Source organism: Streptomyces sp. 2323.1 (assembly GCF_900221035.1).
Taxonomy (GTDB): Bacteria; Actinomycetota; Actinomycetes; order Streptomycetales; family Streptomycetaceae; genus Streptomyces; species Streptomyces sioyaensis.
The window spans coordinates 6,823,577-6,847,905 of record NZ_LT907981.1 but is presented as its reverse complement, the minus strand read 5'-3'; the positions used below and the strand labels follow the sequence as shown (position 1 = coordinate 6,847,905).

Here is a 24,329-nt window from a genome sequence, read left to right as displayed (position 1 = left end):
GGAGTCCTGCCATGGCCGTCAAGACGCAGTGGAAGATCAACCACGCCTGCGGGCACCCGAGCAATGCAGACCTCGCCGACCGTCCGGCCGACCGGCGTGCCGGATACGCCCGCTGGCTCTCGGCACGCGGCTGCCCCGCCTGCTGGCGGGCCTCCCGTGGCGAGGATGTCGAGTCGAAGACCGAGTGGCTGGCGAAGAAGCAGGCCGCCGAGCAGGCCGAAGCCGCGGCATGGTCCGAGCAGTACCGCATGCCTCCGCTGGAGGGAACCGACCGCGCCATCGCCTGGGGCACCCGCTGCCGCCACCAGCTCGTCTCCGCCGCCTACACCGCCCTCGTTCTCGAAGGGACGACCACCGAATCCGAGTGGGAAGCCGTCGAGGACGCCGTGCGGCCGGTGACCCGTGCCGGCTGGTGGCTCGATGAGCGCGAGACCGACCCCGCCGACCTGCCTGAGCTGCTGCACGCCGCCGACGGCGACCGGCCGAACAAAAACCCCCACTTCTAACGCCCGCCCCTCCCTCGCGAAAGGCTCTGCCGTGCCTCCGTCCCTTCGTCTGCCACATACACCGCTCCGCCGACACCGCAGCGCTCCTCACCCGGCTCCACGAGAACCGCGACGCCGGCTTCGAGCCCTATCTCCTCGCCGCCTGGTCGCCCGAGCTGGAAGCCACCAACGCGCTCTCCCTCGCGCACCTCGCCCGGGTGCTCGATGAGCCCCTCCTCACTCGCCAGTGGCGTACGGGACGACGACCGGCCCGGCCCGCCTGGCACTGCTCCGTGGTCAACGCCACCGGCGTCCCCCTCTCCGACGAACAGTGGCTGGACCTCGTAAAGGACCTCATCGACGCCACGGGGATCGCTCCCGACGGCGACCGATTCGCCTGCCGGTGGGCCGCGTTGCGCTATGGCGACCACTCGCTCAACCTCGTCGCCAACGTCATCCGCCAAGACGGGCGCTGGGCCAGGATCCACCAGGACACCTGGCACGCACGCTCCGCATGCGGCCACCACGCCCGCACGCTGACCGCCCAGCTCGTTCACTGAACCGCCGCCACGACGCGTCTGCTGCCGCCCGCTCACCCTGCCGAAAGGTCATCCCATGTCCCGCTTGAGCCGCTTCCGGTCCCGCTGCATCGCCGTCCTCCGCGACGTGTACTTCGACGACGTCGAGATCTACCGCAAGCCGCGCAGCTTCGATGTCCTCGCCGACAGCCACAACCAGGACGCCGACAAGATCCTCCGAGGCTTCGGCTTTGAGGAGCCGCACGGGTCCAGGCACCAGTTCCGCCTGCCCAATGGGCTCAGCGAGGCGGAGAAAAAGGCCCGTGCCACACAGGCCGCGATCCATCTGACTGCTGCAGGCCACGGCACCAACTTCGATCTCGGCCTCCTCTGCCATGCCGCACGCGACGCAGCACACGCCGAGATCTACGGCAACCGCTCACGTCCCACCCCGGCCACCTAACCGGCCGCCGGCACGGGAACTCCCCATCCGACTCTGCAACCAGGAGCCCGCAGTGATCACCAGAAGAACGCGCCGCCTCGTCCTCCCCTCCCTTCGCGCCGCGCACCCCTGGAACTGTTCTTGTCATCGCCACGCACCACCACGCCCTCGACCACCACCGGCACCGACGTCCTCCTCTACCTCCTCATCACCCTCGCCGCACTGGGGATGGGGGGAGGCTCGCTTGCCTGGCTGTTCGGCAATCTCGTCAACACCGTTACCGGCACCGGCTCATGGGCCGTTTACCAACCAGAAGAATCGCTTCTCCGCCCGGAGCAAGTCTGGCCTAATCTCACCGGGCCTGCTGTCATCACCTGCTGCTACGTCCTGCCCGGCCTCGTCCTCCTGGCCGGCGCCGTCCTTGCCGCGAAGGTGTGGCTGCGCCTGCGCCGCAACCCCTCGGGTCTTGCCTCCGCCAGGGATCTGGCGCCGCTGCTGCCCAAGCAAGTGGCTGCCAAGGCCATCGAATTGCGCCCCAGCCTGGGAGGCAGCAAGCCCAAGGCTGTCGTTCCCGAAGACCGTGGCGTGCTGCTGGGCCGGCTCAAGCGAGGCAGGGCCGAGGTCCGCTCCTCCTGGGAGGACGTGATCCTCGCGATCATGGCGCCCCGGTCGGGCAAGACGTCGTGCCTGGCGATCCCCGCGATCCTGCACGCCCCCGGCCCGGTCCTGCTAACGTCCAACAAGGCGGCGCGCGATGCCTACACCGCCACGGTCGATGCCCGCGCTCAGGTGGGGACGGTCTGGACGCTGGATCCGCAGCAGATCGCGCATGCGCCCAGGACCATGTGGTGGGACATCCTCGCCGACGCCCGTGACCTTGCCGGGGCCCGGCGGCTCGCCGGACACTTCGTGACCGCCTCCGTGGACGAGTCGAGCGCGGGGGACTTCTGGTCCACCGCCGCAGCCAACACGCTCACCGCTCTGTTCCTGGCTGCCGCCCGGGGTCGCCGCCCGATCACCGACGTGCTGGCCTGGCTCGCTTCCCCAGCCGACCGCACCCCCGTCGACCTCCTCCAGGACGCCGGTCTGGACGCCGTCGCCGCCCAGCTCCAGGGCACCGTGGCCGGCGCGGTCGAAACCCGCGACGGCATCTTCGAGACCGCCCGCCAGTACGCCAGCTGCCTCCTCGACCCGACCATCGCCGCCTGGGTCACCCCGCCCAACGGGATGCCGAATGTTCGGGAGTTCAAGCCGGAGTCATTCGCGACCAGCAAGGACACCTTGTTCCTGCTGTCGAAGGACGGTGGCGGGTCCGCAGCGGCAATCATTGCCGGGGCAGCCGATGCCGTGATGCGCGCCGCTGTCATCCAGGCCGAGCGCGCCGGCGGACGTCTCGATGCCCCGCTGCTGGCGATCCTGGACGAGGCCGCCAACGTGTGCAAAATCTCGGACTTGCCCGACCTGTACTCGCACCTCGGGTCCCGTGGGGTCATCCCGATGACGATCCTGCAGTCCTACCAGCAGGGCATACGGGTCTGGGGCCAAGCGGGCATGGACTCCCTGTTCTCCGCCGCCACGATCAAGCTGTTCGGCTCCGGCATCGACGATGCCGACCTCGCCGACAAGCTCTCGCGCATGGCCGGTGACCACGACGTGCGCACGGTCTCCGTCTCCACCGGCGAGTCCGGCAAGTCCACCTCGGTCTCCATGCGCCAAGAACGCGTCCTGCCGCCCGACGCGATCCGCGCGCTACCCAAGGGCACGGCATACCTGCTCGCCACTGGCATCCGCCCCGCCCTCCTTGCCCTCAAGCCCTGGTACAAGGAGCCGGGCGCCGACCGGCTCGGCGCAGCCTCCGCCAAGGCCACTGCGGCCATTACCGACCACGCCCTCGCCAAGCCCCGGCAGCAGGACGACTTCGGACCGGCGGCATGACCAGGCCCCGCCGGCCCGATCCCCGGATGAGACCGACGGGGTGCCGTTCCCGCCCCGTGTGCGTCCCCAACCCGCTCCTGCTCCCGTCTCTTGAGGTGCACCCATGCCCCGATCGCCACTGGCCACAGAGCTTGCGCACGGCACCGGCACCCGACGCCCGCTACATCCCGGCGCGCGTCGGCAGGCGGCCCAGCGCACCACGACGCTTCCCGCCACCGCGCCGACTTGCCCGCGACTCCCCGCTGGCCGACTCCGCTGACCGGCAGACATAGGTGTGGCTCCGCGAACGGGGGATGCCGCGGAGCCACCCTCGCACCATACCGTCCGTCTGCCCCTTTCCCAGGGCCTTGCGGCTCATGGCGAGATCCGCTCTTCAGCGCTGTGCAATCCCGACGAGCCCACCGCCCGCTCAGTCGGGCGGGTAGCCGGGCTCTGGCCCCTGGTCCTGCAGCTTCAGTCCGAAAGTCGCGGAGCGCCTGTGAGGCAGCGGCTGGCGTTCTACAGTACCCGCGTGGACATCGTGGAGAGGATCGCCGCCATCAACTTTTCCGAGCCTGAACCGGAGCGGCCGGCCGGGGTCGACCCCGCCGACACGTGGCGCGTGCCCGTGGGCGTCATCTACGTCGCGGACCACCGAGAAATCGACATCGTGCGGACCATCAATGAGACGCACGCCGAATCGCCCGGACTCCTGGGGCTGGTGGACTACAGGCCGGAGCCGGAACCCGTACCGCTGGCGTGTCCGCAGTGCGGCGTCGCGGAGGAACTAACCCTTGAGGGACGATGGGGAGGGCCAGCCACCGTCATCTGTCCCTGCGGGCATCAGTGGCCACTGATCGCAGATAACCCGGCCTGGAGCGCACGCCAGATGCAGCGGGCCATCCTGCGCACCATCCAGGACAACGGCCTGCCGGGCGAACGCCGCTGACCTGCGGTAGCTACAGCACGTCCACCAGGAGTACACACGTCTTTAGGAGGTACTTCTCGTGGAGCGTTTCAACCCGAAACGCTTAGAGAGCATCTGAAGCTGCTCGCGCGTGAAGCGCCACCGCCCGCCGTCCTCGGCCTTGAGGAACTCGGCGCACCACCCGGCGATCTGCCAGCCGAGCGTACGCTCGGGCAGCTTCCAGGAACAATCCGCCTCCCTCAGCCACGTCGGGCCGAGGAAGGTGGTTCGAGTGCGTCGATCTCATCTTCGGTGAGGGCTGGAATGGGACTTCACCTCCCTCACTGGAAAGCTGAGGACCACTCGGCCTGTCGGTGCCTCGGGATACAGTCAACGGATGGGCACTGTCATGTACTTGAGGAGCGATCCCCCCGCCGACAAGGGGACCGATTGGCGGGCCTTCGAGGAGACCGTGACCAAGTGGGTGGCAGACCTTGATCCGAGGGCGACGGTCACGCATGACGCTCGGCTCAAGGGACGAATGAGCGGCATCGAGCGACAGATTGACGTCTTGGCCTCTGGAAGGTTGGCCGGGACAGAGGTAAAGATCGTCTTCGAGTGCAAGAGGTACGAGAGGGCTGTTGGGCTCGCGACGGTCGAGGAGTTCATCGGCAAGCTCCACGATCTCGATGTGGACCGTGGCGTCCTATGCGTATTCGGTAGCATCACGGCCCCGGCCTTTTCGCGCCTCGCTCGTGCCGCCCATCCTCAGGTCGATCTCTATGTCTGGGAACGGCCACGACCGCAATGGTCGGAGCTGCTGGACGACTTCGACGAGGCCGTTCTAACTCGGGACCCCAACACGCGTCGGCTGTACTACGCGAGCCCCAAGACCTTCTCGTAGTCGGCGATGGCAAGCACGGCCGCGGACTGTTCCTCGGGCTCGGGCAACTCGATGCGCACGCGGCGCCGGTCGCCCTCGGCGACGAGGAGCCGCTCGAAGGCGCTGTAGATGGTCTGGAGCATCTGTCCTGACCGCTTGCCGGACTTCTTGTAGTAGGAGAGGTCTTCGCACAGCGAGTAGGCGAGCGCCCAGTCGGACTGCTGGTAGAAGTCGGCCTGGCCGGACTCCTTCAGGGAGTCCCACAGGGGCTTCGCGATGGGGTGCCAGTTGCGGTCGGCGTTCGGGCACCTTCGTAGGCCGGGCAACGCCTCGCGTCACCGACTGCACGTCTCCGCCCTTGCGCTCGCGCAGGCGGGCCAGGTCAGCTTCCCGGTTGGGTGCGGGGCCTGGCACATCGACACCCCCTCGCGTCCTGCGCGACTCAGCCTCGCGCCGCTGCGGATGCGATCATGAAAATCGTTAGTTACGAATGGAGCATGGGCAGAGGGGAACGACGGAGACGGAAGGAGCGGAGGGGGCCGCTCATCTTCATCAGCCATGCCACGGGTGACTCGGATACGCCGCTCGTCCAAGCTATATGCGCCTTCATGAAAGACGCAGGGCTGGGCTCCGGAGACTACTTTTGCAGCTCACATACACCTTACTGGTTCACTTCAGGCAAGAATGACGCCTCGCAGATATATGGGTTTCTGGACCAGACGGTAGTCTTCATGCTGGTCACGACCAAGCTGTTCTTGGAGCGGCCGAATTGTCTGCTGGAGGTTGGCTACGCGATCAGTCGCCGCCGGCGTGATCAGGCGGATCGGCGTTCCAGCCGCCTTCAAATGCTGCCCGTAGTGGTGCCACCTGTGGACTTTACACCCATAAACAATATGAAGCTGGGTTCGGCGATTGCGCTGAACGACGACATGAAGAATGCGAACCTGTTTGCGGCTCAGCTGCGGAAGCTGCTTGAGCAAAGCGGTCACCCGATCAATGATGAATCGTGGACCGCTGCTACCGGGACATTCGTGAATACTAACTGGCCCAACGCGCTGTCCGAGTATCGCAGCAAAGCTGATAACAAGGCCGCTTAGAACGGCTAACACAATGAGGCGTATCGCTCCTGATGGCCGTGCTTGACAGGCCAGTTGGACGTTGTCCGGACCATGGGTACTTCGCCGTGGATCGTGTCGGATGACCTGTGGGACCGGATCGAGCCACTGCTACCGAGGAAACAGCGGCGGTTCCGATACCCCGGGCGTCTGCCGATCCCCGACCGTCAGGTGCTGTGCGGGATCCTGTACGTGCTGCACACTGATATCCAGTGGGAACACCTTCCCCAGGAGCTCGGCTTCGGCGCCGGAATGACGTGCTGGCGCCGACTACGGGACTGGAACAAGGCCGGCGTCTGGCAACGACTCCACGAGGTCCTACTGGCCGAACTGAACGCCGCAGCACGGCTCGACTGGTCCCGCTGCGTAGTCAACTCCTCCCACGTCAGGGCCCTAAAAGGGGGCTCCACACGGGCCCTCACCGGTCGACAGGGGCCGGGCAGGATCCAAGCATCACCTGATCACCGACGGCCACGGCACCCCGCTCGCCGTCATTCTCACCGGCGGCAACCGCAACGACATCACCCAGCTCATCCCGCTGCTGGACGCCATCCCGCCCGTCCGCGGCCGGGTCGGCCACCCACGGCGCAGGCCGGACTCGCTGTTCGCCGACCGCGGCTACGACCACGACGTCTACCGCGACCAGGTCCGCGCCCGCGGCATCATCCCTGCCATCGCTCGCCGAAGCACCCGCCATGGCAGCGGGCTTGGCGTATACCGGTGGGTGGTGGAGCGGACCTTTGCCTGGCTCCACGGCTTCCGACGACTCCGCGTCCGCTGGGAACGTCGACCCGACATCCACGAAGCCTTCCTCAAACCGGCCTGCTGCCTCATCACCCACCGGCAGCTCCAGCCATCGTGTTAGCCCTTCTTAGCCCCTGTCGGAAGGTTCGCTCCCAGCTTCTCCGCTGTCTCGGGTTTGCCACAGGTCGCCTCCCTCGTACTTGCTCCGGAGCAGTGGAATCACCCCGCTGGGAATGCGGAACCCCTTCGCCCAGGAAGGGTCGGCGGCGTGGCCGTAGACGGTGGTGAGCAGGAAAGGCTCCCCTCCTGTTAGCACACCTATCGCTTGCAGATCCCTCGACAGGGTGCCGATCGGTTGGGTGAAGCCGCGGAGTCTGCGTGTCTCGTCGTAGCCGGCAAGCTCGTACACCGTCTCCCGGTCCACGAACCCGCCGTTTGCCGCAGCTGCAACGATTGCTTTGACTCGGGATGGGTAGCGCCTCATCAGCTCGTCCATGAACGCCGCCAGCGACTCCGCTGTCCAGGCTTCATCTTCGGAGTCTTTGTCGGCCGATGCCTCGCCCAGTTGCTCCAGGTCGCGGACCGAGCCCTCGTCCACGTTCAGTTCGAGGAGTTCTTTGGCCCAGCGGAGCAGTTCGCTTGGAGTGAGCATGTAGAGTCCCACCCCGGCCTGCTCCCGCAGTTCCTGGAGGAGTTCGGCACGGGGACGAGGCGGGATGTCGTATCCGCGGTTGGTCCACCAGTCCTTCTTCACGTCCCCCGTGACCAGTAGAACGTCGCACCCGCGGTGCCGGGCCTCCGCCATGAGCTGTACCCATACGAGGTAGTCACCGGCAGCTAGCTCGGGTTCCTTGGTGCGGAAGTCCTCGTGCCCCGGCGGTATCCCCTCGTCGGCGCGCTCCTGCGCCTCTTTCACGGCCTTGTCGTATTCGTCCGACGGCAGCGGCTCGCCGACCCGGCCGTGCAGAAGCGGTTCGAGGGCGTTGAGCACCGGGTCAGTGTGAGTGATGGCAGTCTCCTTGAGTGCGTCGCACTCGGCCTGCGCCCGGATGAACTTTTTGAGGCTGCCGGCTGCTTTGGCGAGCTCGGTCAGGTCTCGGTCAGTCCGCTCTACAGCCTCTTCGTTGTCCTTGAGTTGGACGGCGGTCAGCCAAGTGGTCACTACTGTCCGGGCCGCGTTGACCGCCTTATCGAGCGCGGCGCTCGCCTCATTGGCCTTGGTCGCGTGGTGATGGCGTACGGTCGGCGACTCGCGGTTACGCCAGAACTCCGTGAGCACCTGGTGTGGAATCCACAGGCGCTCGCGAAGCCTGGCGAGGGCGGCAAGGGTGTCCCGGCGGGTGCTCTCGTTCGAGCGGTAGAGGTTGAGCAGCACATTGGTGTCAAGCACGACCAGACCGGAATCGAAGATCCGCTTGTAGTCGGAGCGGAGTGGGCTGCGATGGGCCTCGTCGCAGTCGAAGACGCCCCGGACTTGCGGCAGGTCGGACGTGATGTGCGCTGCTGCCATGAAACGCTCCCCGGGAATCGTAAGGCGCATCAGCCCTCCCCGGCTGGGTGCGCGGGGGAAAGTCTAGGACCGGATCGAGCCACTGCGACCGAGGAAACAGCGGCGGTTCCGACACCCCGGACGTCTGCCGACCACCGACCGTCAGGGCTGGTCATCCGACACGATCCACGGCGAAGTACCCATGGCCCGGACAACGTCCAACTGAACTGTCAAGCACGGCCATCAGGAGCGATACACCTCATTGTGTTAGCCGTTCTTAGAGTAGGCAGGGTGGGCCTCTGTCCGCCTAAACCGTTGGTTGATGCGCCGCCGCTGGGCGGCCAGGGCGAGGGCTCCGTCTCGTGAGGACTTGGCCCGGTGATGAAACCCGCAGAGTGCTCGAAGGCTTGTCTCTCGACGGTCATCACCAGGCACGATGTGGTCCACGTCCGTGTCCAACTCCGTGCAGCGCTCGCCGTACTGATCGCGGTGAGTGCAGCGGTGCCCGTCTCGGCACAGGACGCGAAGTCGGATCTTCGGCCAGTCCGCCCGCAACCGTTCGTGTCGGTCTGAGGAAGCCCAGTTCGGCATCACACCCCCGGGTCGAGGAGTGTTCAAGGGACAAGGTCGTGAGACAGAAGTGCCGTGTCCCCCAAACGAGACAGTCAGGAGAGCCCCGGTCGCCACGGCGGAAGGGGACATTCCAATTGCGGTCCTACACTCACGCCTGTCGCCCCGCGCTGCTGGACTACCCGATCGACCTGGCCTGCCCGCCCGAGGCCGGCGATCCTGGAACACTGCACCTGACCATCGAAGTGGTCGCCGACGCCCCGTTGCCGACATCAGCGCCAGCAAGCGCGCGGACCTGGTCAACGCGCTGCACAAGGAGGTGGCCGAGGTGCCCCCGTCTGTGACCGAGGTAGGGCCGCCCATCGGGAATGTTGCGGGCGCGGTGCCCGCGTGGAGCGCATGCGCACGGGGCGAGGAAGGAAGGTCCCCGGGCGTGGGGCATCGCTGACGGAGGCGCTGCCGCTGTTCGCGGAACCGACCGACGCAAAGACCGGGGCGGGGCCTGGGGGCCGTACGCCACCGCCATCGACCGGTGGGAGAGGATCACCCGCCCCGCACCGCGTCCGACCGATGATGCAGGCCGCCTGAGCCCATTGTTCGTTAAGTGGATGCAGGGCCTCGGCCCCGGTTGGGTAACCGCCACCCCAGGACGGGACGCCCAGCACAACTGGGCTGCCTGGGCAATGGCGTTGTGCCACAACGCGCTGCTCACGCCTTGCGGATCCTCGCCCAGTCCCGGCCGCCGTGCCGCCATCGCATACCGCTCTGAGCTGGACTTCTACACCAGATTTCCGGCGTGGCCAAACCCCGTTTTCTCCGGATCCTCGACACCCCGCACGTTCAAGCCAAGGGGTATCGATGTCTGAACCCGCCCACGAGAGCGAACCGGTACGCACACCGGACCACGACCTGGACGACCTCGTCTCCACCGTCACAGAGCTGGCCGCGGAGAGCCGCAAGCAGGGCGAGACGCTCGCCCGGCTCACCGACGAACAGCCATCCGAGCAGGACTGCGAACAGGCCGAGCTAGATGCCGCGGAAGGCGCCACGCCGGCCTCCGCCCCGCCGGGCAGCGATGAGGCTGCCGCGGGGGCGGAGGGGCCGTCCTGCGTCTTCATCCTCGGGCTCGACGACAAGGCGTACACCGAGGAACTCGCCGGCCTGACCGTCTGGGTGCACCACCTTCTGCTGCCGGTCTACGGACGGGAGATCACTACGGGCCGCCCGTGGTGCCCGCAGTGGCACGAGCACCCCGAAGCCGTCGCCCGGCTGCACGCCCTGTGGCTGGCCTGGCAGCAACTCACCGACGTCAAGGCCGGACTCGCCGGGCCCTCTACCTGGCACCGCGACCACCTCGACCCAGCACTGCTGCAACTCCGCACGCCGGACGGTCCGTTCGGGGCGTGCACCACCAGCCCGGCCCGGCCCAACCACCGGCTGCTGGCCTCCCCCGAGCCTGCCGGAGTCTGACATGGCCAACCTTCACCTCCCGCGGCCGGACTACCGCATCGACGGGCTCAAGGCCACCACCGAACAGACCGAGGAGGACTTCTCCTCGGTGACGCTCTCGGACGACATGTTCTTGCCTCTGGTCGAACACCACAGTGCCGACGGACGCGACAGCTACCTGCTGATGTACGACTGGGCTGCGATCTGGGACGTCCCCGGTACTGCCGAGTACGTCGCGCTGCACATCAGCCGGGGCCATGAGCACCGCACGTTCGACTTCGCCTCCGAGACGCACCCGACCGTCCCGCTGGCGCAGAACTGGCTCGTCCGTCGTGGCTGCCCCGATGAGGCGGCGGAGTTGTCCAACATCCACTGGCCCCGTCCGGCCGACGCGCTTACGTCGCATCTTGAGGAGCAGCTCCGGGCCAACCAGGACGACCGTTACACGGTCATCGACCACCACACCCGCCATCAGGGCCCCTCCGGATTCGGTGTCGAGGTACAGATACTCCTCCACGACACCGCTCCCGACTCGGCGAGCACGCCCTACCGGTTGTTCCTTGAAGAGACGACCGACGACTTTCGCTCCTACACGGTGCGGGAAGGCGCCTTCGCCACGGCCGACGCTGCGCATGAGTGGGCCAGGGACCGCTCCTGCGCCCTTCCGATTGCCCCGTCCTCGTTGCCCTCGGACGTGCGTTTGGCCCGTGCTGCACGGTCACGCTCGTCGGTCGCCTCCGACGCCGGCCCGCCAGCGGTCTCCTTGCCCGGCGCGCCGCACCGAACCGCGGCCGCACCGGCACGTGTGCGTCGGAGCGTGTCGTGAGCCGGGCCCGGTACGCCTTCGCGGCTCATCCCGAGGCCCTCGCCGATCTGCGCTCCGCCCCGGAGGGCATCCGCGACCTGGCTCTGCTGGAGTTGCAGCACCTGGTCCACAGCAACGAGCGCGGCGCCGCTTTGCATCGCGAATTGGCGGGCTGCCACAAGGTCTACGTCGATCCGGAGACCCGGTGGCGACTGGTCATCCAGTACCGGGACGCCCCGGCCTCCTCCCAGCACGCGAGGGAGATCTACCTCCTGGCCGTCGGTGAGCGTCAAGACCAGTCCGCTTACCGCACCGCGGAGCACCGGCTGGAGCGCGAGCGGCAGGCATCCGCCGCCGCACAACCTCTCGGGCGTCGCGCTCAGGCCGCCAGGGCCCGCTCCCCTCACGGCAGCACCGGCCGGGGCGCCGCCCCTCCGCAAACGCCTACGGCTCCCGCCACGCAGCCACGGGCCCGCCGCACCCGCTAACAAGCCCACCGACTTTCGGAGAACTGGACATGACCGACCCCCGCATATCGGCGCACGACGCCGAGCTCGTTCGCAAGGCGATCGACCGCCTCGCTCCCCGCTGGACGACCTGGACGCTGCAAACCATCGCGCAGCACGGCCAGATGCGCGTCTCGAAGGGAGCCGCAGCGCTTCCGTGGCTCACGACCCCGAACGCGCACAACATTCTGCGGCGAATGCACACAGACGGGTTGCTGGACCGTCCGGTCTTCGGGGTCTACGAGGTCTCCCCCTCGGGTCGGCACGCGCACAGCATCCACCGCACGCTCGCTTCCTGGCACCGCACACACTCCGGTGGAGGCGGCCCGACCGTCGCCGAGGCGGAGCGGACGGAGGACACCCTGCGCCGGCTACGCGGCGAGGGGGCGGTCCCCGTCCGTCGCTGTGCAGCACAATCCCACGACACTGGCAGCGGCCAGCACGGCCAGGGCCAGCGCAGCCGTACGGCGAACCCTCCTCACCCGTCCCGGGGCTGTTCTCCCACGCCCCCGGCACCCCAGCCACACGTCCCGGCACACGTCACGGCGCTCTCCCACCCCTCACGGACCAGGTGATCCCGCATGACCACCGTCAGACGCCGCAGCCGCGATGGCGCCCGCGCACCTTTCGCCTCGAACGTGCGGGCGTCCGTGCACCACCTCATCTGGAGATCCGATCGCCATGCCTGCCCACGCTCCTGACGGGGACTTCTACGTCTCACCCGTCTACCTCTCCGGCTCCACCGTCACCGGTGACCCGGCCCTTCAGCCGCTTCTCGACCAGGGCTTCCACCTGCATCACGACGAAATGGCGATTATGTGGAATCAAGTCTGTCAAGTGTCGGCGTACGGGCTCGGATGTACGCGACAACACCTGACCCGGCGCCGCTCTGCGGCAGCAGTCAGCCTTCCGTGCCTGGTCGCTGTTCTCGCACGGTGCCCCCGCGGGAGCCGTCGCCCTGCGACGGCCCGAAGGCGCGTGTATCGCTGCGCCACCGGGCGAGGCCAAACCGCGTGGCCACGGTGTAGGGGTGGAAAGCACCCAGCACCCGCACTTGGGCGGGCAGCAATTCCTCTAGAGCAGTGACAGCAGCAGCCAGGTCCCCGGCCACGCCCTGCCAATACGCACGGATGTGACGGGTGTTGAGAGTTCGTGGGTGCTCGGGTCCCAGCAGCCGATCGCATCCGGCTAGCACGTCCGCAAAGCCGGTGGCAGCGCCCATCGCGTCCCCCGCACGGCCCTGCCACCAGGCCAGGCTGCTCGCGGTATCGAGAACAAGAATATGGTCATGCCCGAGCACCCTCAAAAGGTCAGCAAGGAGCTGCTTGAAGGTGGCCGCGGCGCCGACGGCGTCCCCGGCTTGCCCCTGCCAATGAGCGAGGTTGCCACGCGTTACCAGGGTGTCGTGATGGTCAGGCCCTAGCAGTCGAAGCCGGTCGGCCAGCACGCTCTCATACACGGTTGTAGCAGCCGCTGCGTCGCCGGCCGCCCCCCGCCACCAGGCCAAATTGGACCGCGTGGTGAGAGTGCGGGGATCGTCGCGGCCCAGCACCCGCAGTTGATCGGCAAGTAGCTCCCGGTAAGCGGCTGCGGCGCTCGCCCTGTTCCCGGACTCGCCCCGCCAGTGGGCAAGGCCGTCTCGGGCGCTGAGGGAGGCCGGGTGGTCAGGTCCGTGGTAGCGCCGCGTGAGGGCCGCCAGGTGTCGGAAGTGGTGAGCGGCGGTATGCGGTTGGCCGGCCATTCCGAGACTGTCCCCGAGGCGATAGAGCACCTCGTGGGCCTCGGGCTCGATCAAAACGTTCTCGCTGTGGTTGGCAAGTTCGGTGGCGTTGGCGCGCAGCGCTTGGTCGAGAGCGGTATCGCGATCGACGCCTGACCAGTTTGCGACCAGGGCGTCTGCGACCGTGCGAGCGTAACGATGGCGCTGGCGGGGGCCGAGGGCGTCACGAGTGGCGCGCTGGACAAGCGCGTGGACCCGCACGGCGCGGTGGGAGATGGCCGGGGTGTGGTCGATGAGGCTTAGTCGGTGCAGGACGCGAAGAGACTGTGCGATCCGGTCCGCAGTTACCGCCAACTGCGAGGTGAGCAGGCCCTCCTGACCTGGCTTGGCCAAAATCTCCGCCAAGAGCGTGACGACGGGGGTAGAGGTGAAGACGGCAGCGGGGATGCCGTTGGGGTCGAGCATCGCGGCTAACTGCAGCAAAGGACGGGCCAGCCCCTCGGGGGTCAACTGGTCCGCGCGCTCGACGGACAGCGACCAGACCGCAGCGACCGTCGTGCTCTGGTCATCGGGTAGCCGGTCGAGTTCAGGAACGGCGTCCGCAAGGGTCCGGGTGCGGTCTGCAAGTAGCTTTCGGTAGGCGGCGATGGTGAGCGCTTGGTCTATGAGGTGGGCGGCAGCCTGGGACAGAGCCAGCGGTAGGCAGCCCAGGTCGTCAGCCAGGGCAGCGAGCTCACTTGCCGACTCGTTACGGCCGTGGGCGGACAGGATCATAGCTAGGTAGCCGACGGCCTCACCGAGGCTGAATAGGCCGACCCGGACTTGGCAGCGGCCCATGCCGGCCAGCGCCGCGTCCCGGCGGCGGGTGGTAACCAATGTCTGGCCGAGCGGATTGCCCGGCGGCCACAGACCCCGCATATCGGCTGGGTTAGAAACGTCGTCCAGCACTACCAGCCAGCGGTACGGTTTGGCGCGTAGCCATGCCAGGAACATCCGCGCCGCCCTCTCCAGATCACCCGGGTCCGCACCGCACAATTCAATGCCGGCCTGGCCGTAACCCGAGACAATCGCCGTGCGGTTGCTCGCTGTGATCCAGACCAGCAGGTCGACCATGCGACTGTCCCAGGCATCGTGGACGTAGTCGGCAGCAAGTTGGGTTTTGCCGACGCCGCCCATCCCCGTCAGCACCTGGCACAGCCCGACTGTGCTTCCGCGGGAGACCGCTGCACGCAACTGGCCGGCTTCGGCCCGGTATTGGAAGGACTGCGCACGCGACGGGATCACTCCGACCTGGTGGGGCAACGCCGCCGGTGTTCGGGGCGTGGCATATGCGTGGAGGTGAGTGATGGATCCTGCCGCGAAACCGCCCACGGCGGTCACCGCGGTGTCTGCCATGACGTGGGGGACCGATACGCCGGACCCGATCAGGACTGGTCCGGGTCCGGCTGGTGAGGGTTTCCCAGGGCCACGTCCCCCATGGTCCAGGCAGCCGCGGAATTGTCGGAGGCGCTAATGCGCACGTCCCCTCCGACGGCTTGCCCACCCGTGCCAGCCACCACGGCACCCGTCGAATGCTGAACTTGCTGCAGTTCGGCGACGGCCGCTCGCACCGCCTCAGCGAAGTCGGGATCGCGTTCAGCCGCGTCCTCCAGAGCGTCAGCCAGGCGGCGGCGTGTACGCTCGGTCAACTCTTCGCGCCCCGCCTTCGCTTCTTCCCGCGCCCGCTCCAACGCCGGGTCCTGACCGAGCTTGGCGCTGACCAGGTTATGGACTCGGTCCATCCCCGCATCCAGTACGCGGTCTACCTCCGTGTCTGCCCTCGCGCTTAACCGCTGCGACTTCCTTACCACCCATGCGAACACATATCCGACTGCTATCTCGATGCCCGTCATCTCCACCTCCAGCACTCCTCCCATACCGCGAGGCGACCTTACCCACACTTTGCGCCGCCCGACCGTCTTGATTGCCCCACTTCCAACGTGATTACCAACAACCGAACAGCTGAAGGCCGTGGCCCTGGCCCTGGGTGACAGCCACCACCCCGGAGCTGCCGAAGCAGTCATGAACTGTCAGGAGGCCCCGCATTATACCGATCCCGAGGGTCTGTCAAATGAGCGGTTTAACTCTGGTTATTGGAGTTACTGACTTGCTGCGGAAAGCCGGCCGTCGAAGGTGATGTCGAAGGCGTTCAGTGCGGTCTTCCAGCGCATTGTCCATCGTGCCTGGCCGTTGCCGGTGGGGTCGAGGGACATGATGGCCATGTAGACGCACTTCAATGCGGCCTGCTCGTTGGGGAAATGGCCGCGGGCCTTGACCGCCCGCCGGATCCTGGCGTTGGCGGACTCGATCGCGTTGGTAGTGCAGACGATGCGGCGGATCTCGGTGTCGAAGCGGAGGAACGGGGTGAACTCCTCCCACGCGTTCTCCCAGAGCCGCACGATCGCCGGATACTTCCGGCCCCAGGCGTCGGCGAACTCAGCGAACCGCTCAAGTGCGGCCTCTTCGGTCGGCGCGGTGTAGACGGGCTTGAGGACGCGGGCGATCTTGTCCTAGTCCTGGCGGGCGGCATAGCGGAAGGAGTTCCGCAGCAGGTGGACCACGCAGATCTGGACGGTGGTGCGGGGCCAGATGGCCTCGACCGCGTCGGGCAGGCCCTTGAGCCCGTCGCAGACGAGCATGAGGACGTCGCCCACGCCGCGGTTCTTGATCTCGGTGAGGATGTGCATCCAGTGCTTGGCGCCCTCGTCGCCGTCACCGGCCCACAGTCCGAGGATGTCCCGCCGACCCTCGGTCGTGACCGCCAGGGCCACGTAAATGGGCCTGTTGGCAACCGCGCCGTCGCGGATCTTCACGTGGATGGCATCAATGAAGATCACGGGATCGACGGCGTCGAGGGGCCGGATCTGCCATTCGGCCTTGCCCTCGAGGACCTTGTCGGTGATCGTGGAGATCGTCTGGCGGGATACGTCGGCGCCGTAGACCTCGGCCAGGTGGGCCTGGACCTCACCGGTCGTCAGGCCCTTCGCCGCGAGCGAGATGACCATCTCGTCCACTCCGGACAGACGCTTCTGCCGCTTGACGATCCTCGGCTCGAAGCTGCCTTCCCGGTCTCGGGGCACGGCTATCTCGACCGGGCCGACATCGGTCAACACGGTCTTGGCCCGCGTGCCGTTCCGTGAGTTGCCGCCGTTCTTCCCGGCCGGATCGTGCTTGTCATAGCCGAGATGGTCGGTGATCTCGCCCTCGAGAGCGGACTCCAGGAGCCGCTTGGTCAGCTGCTGGAGCAGCCCGCCCTCGCCGGTCAGCTGAAGGCCTTCGGCCTGAGCCCGGCCCACCAGCTCGTCGATCAGCCGGTCGTCCACAGACTTCGCCGGCACCGCCTCAGACGGCTCGACAGACTCGGCCTCGGTCACATTGTTGCTGGTCATCGATGCATCTTCCATGATCGGGAGTTACACCGAACGTTTTACAGTCCCGCAGCGGGCCGAACTCTGCACGGCCGAACCACGCCGCCCGCGGCCGATCCCGCTGAGCAGCCCGCTACGCTCGCCCCGCCGTCAGGAAGCCCCGGCCTCACCACACCGGCCCCTGCCACGCTCGCCCGTGGTTCCGCCGGCGACCAGCTGAGCGAGTTCCTGAACGCTCAGCTCGATCCGTCTGCCGTCGGCCATGCGAGCCCGGCCCAGGGACGCAGCCCCCACATCGTCAACCACCTCGTCGCACGCACGGAGCTCTTCGCTCGCCAACCCAACCTCCCGCAGCAATCGGTCGCCCCGGAAAAGCCGCTGGGGCGACCGATTCATTCCCCCTGTGCGGACATCAGCGGCCGGTCCCGTCGCCAGTTCGCCCACGGCAGACGCACACCGCCGGACAGGACTGGAGACCCCGCGCCACACCATGTCAACGTACGGATGCCGCAGAAAACAGCAGGTCAACGGAGGATTGTTGCTCATGACGTGCACCGCTATCGCCCCTTTCCCGGCCCCCTCCGCGCTTCCGTTCGCCGCCCTCAGCGGACGCGAGTGGCTGCTCGACTGCCACTGCGGGCAGCCCGTAGCCGACTTCCTCGAAGCCCAGGGATGGGACGTCGCTTTCGACCTGGACGACAACGTCCACTGCTCCGGCCCCGACCAACGCGTGTACGTGGGATTCCTTCCCGAAGACCCGCAGCGCGCCGCACAGCGCGAGCTGTGGGTCGTCCGCGTTAACCGGGCGGACGGCACAACGGCGTGGAGCCAGACCTTTGGACTCATGTCCCTGCACAAGCCGTCGCCGGATTCCTCGGTGCACTTATCGCCTCCCCTGGCGACTGCATCTGACCTGGAGACCGCCCCATGCCTCGCCACTCGATCACCGTGACCGCCTATCACGCCGACGGCACCATCTGCCCCTCCGACCAGCGGCACACCACCGGCGGTACGTCCCTCACCGAGGGATGTACCGAGCGGGAACGCTTCCTTGCGGCCTGCAGCTGCAAGCAGTGGACCAGCGGCCCCTCGTCCACCAAGTCCCACGCCACCCGGCAGGGCAGACGCCACCACTCCGACCGCCTCACGGCACCATCTGCCCCGCCGCCTCAGGGGCCTGCTGCCCTGGGCGATCTCCTGCGACTCAGCCCAGAGGACTGACCAGCCCTCTGCCCGCTTAACCCACTGGTCTTTCCCCGCCCACTCCTACCCCAGGAGGCCGTCTTGCCGTACAAGATCACCGTCCGCCAACTGATCCACCAGCTCCAGGCCGTCGACCCCGACCTGCCTGCCTACTTCGCCATCAACCCCGACTGGCCCCACACCCACTACGTCGGCCGCACCGTCGAAGTCCCCGGCCCCCACGGTGCTGTGTACCTCTGCGAGAACGGCCAGGAGGGCGTGCTGCCGCCCACAGTCCGCACCGAGCTGGGCTGGGCGGCAGCATGACCCCCCGCGCCCCTGCGCCCCGCTCAGCGAAGGTGATCGGCTCGGACGGGTACCTAGACCTCAGCGACCTGGCCCGTCGCCCCATGCCCCCGGCGGCACGCGGCGCTCTCCTACGCTCCGTTCCACCACGGTCCACCGGAGCCGATCCACGCCGTGTGGGACACCGAACCGGAGCCCAAACTGCTCCGGCCCGGCAGCATCTTGCTGAGCTGGAAGCCCGGACCCGGGGGCATGGATGTCACTGCCCGCCTGGGGCTGGCCGCAACCACCGTCGTTCTCGCCACCTGGCCCAGGCTCCATGGCGACTGGACCGCCGTCGTCCACCCCACCCTCTTCGAGGTCGCCGGTCTCCACGCTGCGTTGGCCATCGCCATCGACGCCTTGAACCTGGCAAACCGCCTGGCTGGTGACTGAATGCCGCTCGCTCCGTTCCCTGAGTGGTTGTACCGCATTGAGGCAACCACTCAGGGAGAAAGTGCTGCCTAGCGCACTGCGCCGGGACGGAAGGGGTCGCGTCGGAGCCTGAACGCTCTTCCGCAGATGGGCGCTCGTAGGCAGCGGCTGGCCGCTGGCCACCACACTTGTACGGTTTCCCGGGCAACACATCACTCCATCTCCTAAACTGCTGCGGGCCGACGGTTGGCTGCCGTCCACACATCAACGGGGAGTAAATGGAAGCCGCTGCCATTGGCGCTCGCCTCGCCTCAAGCGTTGTAGCGCCACTGATCAAGAGACTCTTCGTAGCTGACGGCCCCGGCGCAGGTTTGGTCGACAAGCCGCTGCGCGTCTCGAAGCTCGTTTCGTTCAAGGGCGAAAAACGAGTTCTGTCGGACGAAGATCTGCACAAGATCGCCGAGGAACTGGTGAACCGCGCCGCGAAGTCCACGGGCGTTGAGGAGCGTCTCCCGGCGTACGAACAACGCGCTGTGGCACATGCCGTAGCGGACTCCCTGAGATCACTCGGCTACATCGACATGGACGACGTGCAAGCCGTGCAGCTCGGGCACCTTGCGCTCTCTCGGCATTTACGGTCACAGAGCCGCTCGGCCACTCTCGGCCTATCCAGCGACGCGGTGACACTTCACGCGAGCGTGCTCGACACCGCGTGCCTGCACATCCTGCAGTTTTTCACCCAGAGATCAACCTTTGTAGCCCGCACGCTGATCGAACACAGCCGCCGGATCGAAGAGTTATCTCTCAAAATCGACTCCCTGATCGCCCGTACTCCGTCACCAGCCGACGGTCCTTTCGAGGAGCGCTACGCTGAGTACATCGCCTCCAAGCACGGAAAATTGACCATTTTTGGACTCGATCTGTCCGAGGCGCCTGAAAATTGGCCGCTCGACGCCGCCTATCTGAGCTTGGACGCAGCAGGTGGCAGAGCGCATGACCTCCCTACTCTCCTACCCGCGGATCACATCTTGGCCGGCCGTGATCGAGTATTGCTCCGAGGCGTGGCGGGGTCAGGGAAAACGACGCTCGTACAGTGGCTGGCGGTATCCACGGCGCGGAAGGCTCTCGACGAACGTCTCCTGTACCTCTACGGCCTGGTGCCGTTTGTACTGCCGCTGCGCACGCTGACCCGAGGCGGCGCCAAACTCCCCACACCCGACGGATTCCTGGCCGCCGTTGACTGTCCCATCGCCAACCTCCAGCCCACGGGATGGTTCGACAGGGTATTAAGGTCAAAGCGCGGGTTGATCCTGATCGACGGGATCGACGAAATCCCGGAAAGCGAACGCCAAGAGGCTCGCCGTTGGCTACAGGAGCTGGTCAGCGCCTACCCGAACAACCGGTGGCTGGTGACCTCTCGACCTTCGGCCGTACGCCAGGACTGGTTGGTCGGTGACGACTTCGCAGAACTCGACCTTGCTCCGATGAGCCGGGAGAACGTCGCCGAGTTCATCAAGCGGTGGCACAAGGCCGCGGGCATTGGTGACCGCTATGCCACAGATCTCCTGCAGTCTGTACGAGCCAAGCAAGACCTAGGCCGGCTCGCCACCAACCCCCTGATGTGCGCACTGATCTGCGCCCTTCACCAGGACCGTCGTGGCTACCTCCCGGACGGCCGGAAGGAGGTCTACGACGCTGCCCTCTCCATGCTGCTGTCCCGGCGTGACCGTGAGCGAGGAATCTATAAGCCGGGTACCATCCGCATTGGCGAGGAACATCACATCCAGTTGATCCAGAAGTTGGCCTACTGGATGATCCGCAACGGTCGTTCCGAGATGGATCGGGCCGACGCCATCGAGTTGCTGGAGCACGCACTACCCGCGATGCCGAAGATCGCCGATCAGGGGACAGCTGAGGAGATCTATCACCACCTGCTGATCCGTAGTGGTCTCCTGCGCGAACCCAGTGCAGGTTCGATGGATTTCATTCACCGCACATTTCAGGACTACCTGGGCGCCAAGGCAGCTGTGGAAGGGCTTGACTTCGATTTCCTCATCGCGCACGCGCATCTCGATCAATGGGAAGACGTCATCCGAATGTCCGTTGCCCACGCTCGGACCATGGAGCGAACCCGGCTGCTGACCGGTCTCATAGAACGAGGTGACACATCGGAGAAGGACAGCAGACGTCTCCATCTGCTGGCCGCGGCCTGTTTGGAACATGCGACAGAGCTGGATCCGGTTGTGCGGACGGAGGTGGAGCAGCGGGCCGCGGCGCTTATTCCGCCTCGATCGGCGGATCAGGCGCGCGCTCTGGCTGATGTGGGCCCGGTCGTTCTGGACCTGCTTCCCGGGCCGCAGGGGCTCTCCGACGACGAGGCCTACTTCACGGTACTGTCCGCCACCCGTCTTGCCACCGACGTCGCGATCTCCGTACTGGCGCAATACCGCGACCTCTCAGACCTCCGTGTCCGTTCGGAACTGGCCAGGGTCTGGAGTCGTTTCGAGTGCGATCGATTCGCTGAAGAAGTCATTGCTCACCTCGGAGAGGAAGATCTCTACTTCTGCGTCTCGAATGCACAGGAACTGCATGCGCTCCAACGGTTCGGTGGCCGTACTCGCATCCGGATAACAGGCACGATCACACCTGAGGATTTCCAAACTGCCTGCGACCGGTCCCGCCTCACTCATTTGTGGGTGGAGGCTGGTTCGGGCGCCACCTGGGAGTGGCTGGCGTACTTCCCGAATCTCCACACCATCACATTCGAAAGCCCGCTAGCCAGTATCGATGTGAGCAGTCTCAAGAAGGTCAGGTCCCTGCGCACCATTCGGCTCTCCGAGGACTCCGTATTCGTGGGATCCGAGGCTCTTCCGCCATCCACAAATATTGTGCAAGAGTGCCTGACCACGACCTGATGGGGGCCGTCCGCACCACGGATGCCCGTCGATGGCGTGCGTGTGCCCTCGGGCACTGCCTCCTCTCCGGGGCAGGTTCAAAACCTGCAGAGCTTACGCGCCGCCGCCTGGTGGCTGCGAGAGCTGAGGGCCTGGGCCCACTCGCTCGGAGGGTTCACCAGCAAGCTCCACCCTGCGCGCGTTGTGGGCGTGGCAGCCGCCGCTTCAGGCCTGGGCGCGGGATCACCACGGCGGGTGCTCTGTGTCAATCCTCCCCGCCATCTTCAGCCTGCCGGGGGCTCTGTGCCGACCCCTCGGAGACGTGCGGCTTGTGGAAGCTGCGTTCAATGCGATTCCGCTCATGAGTTCAGGTAGGTGCCACCGAGCGTGCCGTCGTAGCCGACAGCCTGGGCCGCGGCCTCCAAGCTCGGGTAGTCTTGGCCGATTCCCTCACCGATCACCTCCATGTAGTCCGCGCACGTCAGTTCGCGCTCGATCCACTGGTGTGTGCAGCGGCAGCGGATGCTGACTTCGTTGCGGTCGCAGATGACCATCCAGTCGCGCCGAGCGCCGCACTGGGGGCACATGACGGTGATTCCGGTGATACGGATTTCCTCGGGGTGCGTCGTGGCGCGCAGTCCGATGTTCCCGCCGGAGAGCTGCGTCTCCTGCTGGAGTCGCAGCAGCGGGTCATCGCCGGATGCCGTTCCGGGCAGGAGGGTTCTTGGGGTCTGAAGGTTCTCGCTGAGCATCCGCATCGTCTCCATGTCTCTCTTCAATCAGCCGTAACAGGCATGGCTGCCGGTGTCCAGCGCTTTGTGGTGCTGGTCAGCGCCTGGCCCCTCGGGCGCGGGGAGGAGTGCTGGGGTTCGTCCCGGCGGTGGCCTCCGGTGCCTGCTGCTTCGACGGCGGGGGATGTTGACGAGACGTTCGCGAGCCCGTCGGCGGGCGGGGCAATGTGGTGGTGGCGGGCAGGTTCCCCAGCCGCCGCAGGCGCCAGATGAGGACATCAGTGACGCTGTCGGCGGTGTCCAGTTCGCGCCATGTGATGGCCTGCTGGAGGAGGACGTCGGGGTCGTGTCCGGCCCGCTCGGCCTGGTCCAAGGTGGCGGCCAGTGCGTCCCAACCGGGTTCACGCAACACATGCTCCGCGTGCTGGGGCAAAGTGGCTTCGAGAGAGCAGGCATGCCGCTGCCGTACGGGTTCGGGAAGTCGACGGCCGTGCTGCCTCATGGCGTTCATGGGTGTGGCGGCAGCGGTCCGGTAGGCGGCGCGCAGGTGCTGGGCGGATTGTTGGGCTGCGGCGGCCTGTTGGGCGTGGCCGCGGGCGGAGTGCCAGCGGGCGGCGGCGATGGTCACGAGGACCATCGTGGACAGGAGCATCGCGGTGGCGCCACCGTCCTCGCCTTTGCCGAGGGCGTTGCCGGCGCGGATGATGCCGCGGGCGGCGGAGCGGATGGCGCGGTTGTCGGCGCGTTCGGCGCGGATATGAGAGCGAGTGGCGCGTTCGAAGGCTCGGGCGGCCGCGGCGAGTTCCTGGCGGGTCGAGGCCGGCGAGGTCTGGGCGAGGGCATCGAGCATTTCGCCGACGCCGACGAGTTGTGCGGCGGAGTCTGCATCGTCGTCTCCGCTCAACACTGAGGCCGCCCGCTCGGCGACAGGGGCTGCCTCGCACCGGGTGTGAGACGGACGTGGAGGTTCGCCGGAGCGGTCGACGACGGAGGTGTCACCGTCTGATGGTCCTGTGTCGAGGCGCTGGCGGATCTTGGGGAGGGAGAGGTCTGGGGCAAGCTTCGAGCCGGGGAACCAGATCGGTTCGCCGTGACGGTTGCGGTCGCCTGGGAGGGCGACCTTGTATCCGAGGGCGTCGCCGGAGGGGGCGAGGCGCTTTTCGAGGCGGAGGCCGGCCTCGGCCAGGCGGCGGAAGAACTCCTCCTCGCTGGCGGCTCCGGCCAGCGCCTGGCGGACGCGCTCGCGCAGGGTCTCGCGGGGCGTCTCGGTACGCCCGGCGCGTTCGGCTTTCGAGCGTTCGGCGCTGGTGGGCCGTTGGGCGGCGGTGCGGTCTCCTGCGTTGAGGATCTGCAGGCCGAACTCGGCTTCGATCTTGCGGCATTCGGCCTGGGCGCGGATGCCGTCCTCGTGGCGGCGCGGGCTGCGGCCGTCCTCGCGCTTGAGGGTGGCGACGATGTGGATGTGGTCGTCGGCATGGCGTACGGCGATCCAGCGGCACGCCCTGTCGTCGCCGTGTTCGGCGATGCCGGTGGCGTGCACGATACGGCGAGCGACCTCGGCCCACTCGGCGTCGGTGAGGTGACGGTCGCCGGGCGAGGTGCGTACGGGGCAGTGCCACACGTGCCGGGCCGGTCGTCGGTGTTTGGGCAGGGCGAGGACGGGCAGGTCGAGGCGGGCGGCGAGCTGCTTGATCGTGGCCTCTGGGTCACGGCTCGGGTCGGGCGCGAGTTCCGGCATCCAAGCGGCGACCAGGTGCGGGTCGGTGTGCTCGTCCCTGCGGCCGGGCCCGTAGAGGTAGTTCAGCAGTCCATACGTGCGGCTGCCTGTGGAGATGTCGGGCACCATCG

At 67.0% G+C, this 24,329-nt stretch carries 22 protein-coding genes and 1 pseudogene; 16 read left to right on the top strand and 7 right to left on the bottom strand.

The genetic code is table 11. The features are described 5' to 3' along the window. Positions 1 to 11 precede the first annotated feature (11 nt). From CPH93_RS29640 to CPH93_RS29610, 6 genes are all read left to right on the top strand, one after another. Entirely contained in the window at positions 12 to 506 is a 495-nt protein-coding gene (locus CPH93_RS29640) for a hypothetical protein (RefSeq protein ID WP_096214575.1), read from the top strand. A gap of 197 nt (positions 507 to 703) precedes the next feature. Continuing rightward, positions 704 to 1,045: a hypothetical protein gene (locus CPH93_RS29635; protein WP_159395073.1), complete on the top strand. Its 342-nt coding sequence runs from the start codon at positions 704 to 706 to the stop codon at positions 1,043 to 1,045. A gap of 55 nt (positions 1,046 to 1,100) precedes the next feature. Next, positions 1,101 to 1,466 (top strand): hypothetical protein, encoded by a 366-nt coding sequence (locus CPH93_RS29630; protein WP_096214573.1) that lies wholly within the window; start codon positions 1,101 to 1,103, stop codon positions 1,464 to 1,466. 120 nt (positions 1,467 to 1,586) lie between these two features. Further along, the gene (locus CPH93_RS29625) at positions 1,587 to 3,380 is read left to right on the top strand and encodes a type IV secretory system conjugative DNA transfer family protein (protein ID WP_096214572.1); all 1,794 of its coding nucleotides are present in this window, start codon (positions 1,587 to 1,589) and stop codon (positions 3,378 to 3,380) included. 511 nt (positions 3,381 to 3,891) lie between these two features. Then, positions 3,892 to 4,308 carry a hypothetical protein gene (locus tag CPH93_RS29620; RefSeq protein WP_159395072.1) on the top strand — a complete coding sequence of 139 codons (417 nt, stop codon included), beginning with the start codon at positions 3,892 to 3,894 and terminating at the stop codon, positions 4,306 to 4,308. 355 nt (positions 4,309 to 4,663) lie between these two features. Further along, entirely contained in the window at positions 4,664 to 5,170 is a 507-nt protein-coding gene (locus CPH93_RS29610; protein WP_096214570.1) for a restriction endonuclease, read from the top strand. Here the strand turns inward: CPH93_RS29610 and CPH93_RS29605 are convergent. Next, on the bottom strand, positions 5,143 to 5,475 hold the full coding sequence (locus tag CPH93_RS29605; RefSeq protein ID WP_231976995.1) for a phage terminase small subunit: 333 nt from the start codon (positions 5,473 to 5,475) through the stop codon (positions 5,143 to 5,145). The two genes, CPH93_RS29610 and CPH93_RS29605, sit on opposite strands and share 28 nt — an antisense overlap. A gap of 405 nt (positions 5,476 to 5,880) precedes the next feature. Here CPH93_RS29605 and CPH93_RS35920 point away from each other — a divergent pair, with 405 nt between their 5' ends. After that, positions 5,881 to 6,246, top strand: coding sequence for a hypothetical protein (locus CPH93_RS35920; protein ID WP_159395071.1), 366 nt, complete (start codon positions 5,881 to 5,883; stop codon positions 6,244 to 6,246). Positions 6,247 to 6,318: 72 nt separating this feature from the next. Then, a protein-coding gene (locus CPH93_RS29600) for an IS5 family transposase (RefSeq protein ID WP_231976994.1) occupies positions 6,319 to 7,129 on the top strand; the annotation gives its coding sequence in 2 pieces (ribosomal slippage) (positions 6,319 to 6,677 and positions 6,676 to 7,129; 813 coding nt in all). A 6-nt stretch (positions 7,130 to 7,135) separates the two neighbouring features. Here the strand turns inward: CPH93_RS29600 and CPH93_RS29595 are convergent. Beyond that, positions 7,136 to 8,518, bottom strand: coding sequence for a PIN-like domain-containing protein (locus tag CPH93_RS29595; RefSeq protein ID WP_159395070.1), 1,383 nt, complete (start codon positions 8,516 to 8,518; stop codon positions 7,136 to 7,138). Positions 8,519 to 9,925: 1,407 nt separating this feature from the next. On the opposite strand from CPH93_RS29595, the gene CPH93_RS29585 reads away from it, so the two are divergent. Genes CPH93_RS29585 through CPH93_RS29575 form a run of 3 tightly spaced genes read left to right on the top strand, consistent with a single transcriptional unit; the run spans position 9,926 to position 11,809 of the window. Further along, a complete protein-coding gene (locus tag CPH93_RS29585) occupies positions 9,926 to 10,537 on the top strand; it encodes a DUF4913 domain-containing protein (RefSeq protein ID WP_096214568.1) in 612 nt (203 codons plus the stop codon). A gap of 1 nt (position 10,538) precedes the next feature. Further along, positions 10,539 to 11,342 carry a hypothetical protein gene (locus CPH93_RS29580; protein ID WP_096214567.1) on the top strand — a complete coding sequence of 268 codons (804 nt, stop codon included), beginning with the start codon at positions 10,539 to 10,541 and terminating at the stop codon, positions 11,340 to 11,342. Next, positions 11,339 to 11,809 (top strand): hypothetical protein, encoded by a 471-nt coding sequence (locus tag CPH93_RS29575; RefSeq protein ID WP_096214566.1) that lies wholly within the window; start codon positions 11,339 to 11,341, stop codon positions 11,807 to 11,809. Before CPH93_RS29580 ends, CPH93_RS29575 begins: the two co-directional genes overlap by 4 nt. Before the next feature lie 919 nt (positions 11,810 to 12,728). Here CPH93_RS29575 and CPH93_RS29570 read toward each other — a convergent pair. From CPH93_RS29570 to CPH93_RS29560, 3 genes and pseudogenes are all read right to left on the bottom strand, one after another. Continuing rightward, positions 12,729 to 14,942: a tetratricopeptide repeat protein gene (locus CPH93_RS29570; protein WP_096214565.1), complete on the bottom strand. Its 2,214-nt coding sequence runs from the start codon at positions 14,940 to 14,942 to the stop codon at positions 12,729 to 12,731. Positions 14,943 to 14,971: 29 nt separating this feature from the next. Next, positions 14,972 to 15,445, bottom strand: a complete 474-nt coding sequence (locus CPH93_RS29565) for a chromosome partitioning protein (RefSeq protein ID WP_096214564.1) — start codon at positions 15,443 to 15,445, stop codon at positions 14,972 to 14,974. A 240-nt stretch (positions 15,446 to 15,685) separates the two neighbouring features. Beyond that, positions 15,686 to 16,975, bottom strand: a pseudogene (locus tag CPH93_RS29560) (IS256 family transposase). A 523-nt stretch (positions 16,976 to 17,498) separates the two neighbouring features. Between CPH93_RS29560 and CPH93_RS29550 the strand changes: the two are divergent. The 5 genes from CPH93_RS29550 to CPH93_RS29525 all read left to right on the top strand — a co-directional run bounded on the left by CPH93_RS29550 (position 17,499) and on the right by CPH93_RS29525 (position 21,771). Next, positions 17,499 to 17,906, top strand: a complete 408-nt coding sequence (locus tag CPH93_RS29550; protein ID WP_231976993.1) for a DUF317 domain-containing protein — start codon at positions 17,499 to 17,501, stop codon at positions 17,904 to 17,906. Further along, on the top strand, positions 17,882 to 18,175 hold the full coding sequence (locus CPH93_RS29545) for a hypothetical protein (protein WP_197708716.1): 294 nt from the start codon (positions 17,882 to 17,884) through the stop codon (positions 18,173 to 18,175). The genes CPH93_RS29550 and CPH93_RS29545 overlap by 25 nt, the downstream gene beginning before the upstream one ends. 63 nt (positions 18,176 to 18,238) lie before the next feature. Next, complete coding sequence (locus CPH93_RS29540; protein WP_096214562.1) at positions 18,239 to 18,463, top strand: hypothetical protein; 225 nt, start codon at positions 18,239 to 18,241, stop codon at positions 18,461 to 18,463. 231 nt (positions 18,464 to 18,694) lie between these two features. Beyond that, positions 18,695 to 18,877, top strand: coding sequence for a hypothetical protein (locus CPH93_RS37025; protein WP_231976992.1), 183 nt, complete (start codon positions 18,695 to 18,697; stop codon positions 18,875 to 18,877). A 257-nt stretch (positions 18,878 to 19,134) separates the two neighbouring features. After that, complete coding sequence (locus CPH93_RS29525; protein WP_231976991.1) at positions 19,135 to 21,771, top strand: NACHT domain-containing protein; 2,637 nt, start codon at positions 19,135 to 19,137, stop codon at positions 21,769 to 21,771. Positions 21,772 to 22,109: 338 nt separating this feature from the next. Here the strand turns inward: CPH93_RS29525 and CPH93_RS29520 are convergent, their stop codons facing one another. Both CPH93_RS29520 and CPH93_RS29515 read right to left on the bottom strand, forming a co-directional pair. Further along, positions 22,110 to 22,517: a hypothetical protein gene (locus CPH93_RS29520; RefSeq protein ID WP_231976990.1), complete on the bottom strand. Its 408-nt coding sequence runs from the start codon at positions 22,515 to 22,517 to the stop codon at positions 22,110 to 22,112. A gap of 61 nt (positions 22,518 to 22,578) precedes the next feature. After that, positions 22,579 to 24,327, bottom strand: coding sequence for a relaxase/mobilization nuclease domain-containing protein (locus CPH93_RS29515; protein WP_096214560.1), 1,749 nt, complete (start codon positions 24,325 to 24,327; stop codon positions 22,579 to 22,581). Between the last annotated feature and the right edge of the window lie 2 nt (positions 24,328 to 24,329).